The 1,159-nt window shown below is 66.9% G+C and carries 1 protein-coding gene; it reads right to left on the bottom strand.

The window, feature by feature from the left end; genetic code table 11:
- Position 1 precedes the first annotated feature (1 nt).
- Positions 2 to 1,087, bottom strand: coding sequence for an IS630 family transposase (locus AB8A24_RS43315; protein ID WP_369479248.1), 1,086 nt, complete (start codon positions 1,085 to 1,087; stop codon positions 2 to 4).
- Positions 1,088 to 1,159: the final 72 nt, after the last annotated feature.

Below are 1,159 nucleotides of genomic sequence, written 5' to 3'. Positions count from 1 at the left end.
CCTAGTGACCTGGTTTGGAGATCCTGTCGCAGTAGCGGCAGATGCGGTCGAGGATCTGGTCGGCGGTCTTGGTCCACTTGAAGGGCCGGGCCTCGTCGTTCCAGACCTCGATCCAGCCTTCGAGGGCGGCCTTCAGGTCGTCGAGCGAGCAGAACACTCCGCGTTCGAGGCAGCGTCGTTCCAGCTCGGCGAACCACCGTTCGACCTGGTTGATCCACGACGAATACGTGGGAGTGAAGTGGAGCTGGAACCGGGGATGCGCGAGGAGCCACTTGTGGACCACCGGTGCCTTGTGGGCGGAGAGGTTGTCACAGATGACGTGGACCGCCAGGCCGGGATCGGTCTGGCGGTCGATCTCGTCGAGAAAGTCACGGAAGTCCACTGCCCGGTGCTGCGCGGACAGTTTCGTGATCACCCTGCCAGTCGCGGTGTTCAGGGCGGCGAACAGGTCGACGGTGCCATGCCGGACGTAGTCGAAGCTCCGCCGTTCGGGGACTCCGGGCAGCATCGGCAGCACCGGTGCGGTCCGCTCCAGGGCCTGGATCTGCGGTTTCTCGTCCACCGCGAACACCGCCGCGTTGGCTGGCGGGGCGAGGTAGAGGCCCACGACATCGCGGACCTTGTCGATCAGCAGTGGGTCCGGGGAAATCTTGAAGGTCTCGGTCCGCCAGGGCTGCAGGCCGAAGGCGTGCCAGATCCTCAGCACGCTCGCCGGGGAGATCCCCACCACCTTGGCCAGCTCGCGCTTCGACCAGTGCGTCCCGCCCGCCGGTGCCTCTTCCAGGGTGCGGACCACCACCTCTTCGACCTGGGCGTCGGTGATGGTCCGCGGCACCCCGGGCCGCGGCTCGTCCGACAGACCGTCCAGCCGGTCCCGCAGAAACCGGGCCCGCCATCTGGCCACCGTCTTGCGCTCAGTGTCCAACCGCGCGGCCACCACGGTGTTGTTCCACCCACGTGCGCACGCCAGCACGATCCGCGCGCGTTGGGCCAAACCCTGCGCGGTCGAACGCCGCCTGGCCCATTCCTCCAACGTCAGCCGCTCCGCATCCGACAGCACCAGCGGCGGCAGCCTGTTATCGCCCATCACATCAGGACACCGGACGGAAACCAGCGCCGTCAGGCGGAACCCAAGATCTGAAACAGAACACGCCTCATG

This window comes from Streptomyces sp. BF23-19 (assembly GCF_041106355.1).
Taxonomy (GTDB): domain Bacteria; phylum Actinomycetota; class Actinomycetes; order Streptomycetales; family Streptomycetaceae; genus Streptomyces; species Streptomyces virginiae_A.
Note: the sequence above shows the minus strand (reverse complement) of the source record. Positions and strands in the feature narration are given on the sequence as shown.

Bases quoted from the DNA above. Each gene is read 5' to 3' on its own strand.
- AB8A24_RS43315 (WP_369479248.1), bottom strand. From the start codon at position 1,087: ATGGGCGATAACAGGCTGCCGCCGCTGGTGCTGTCGGATGCGGAGCGG.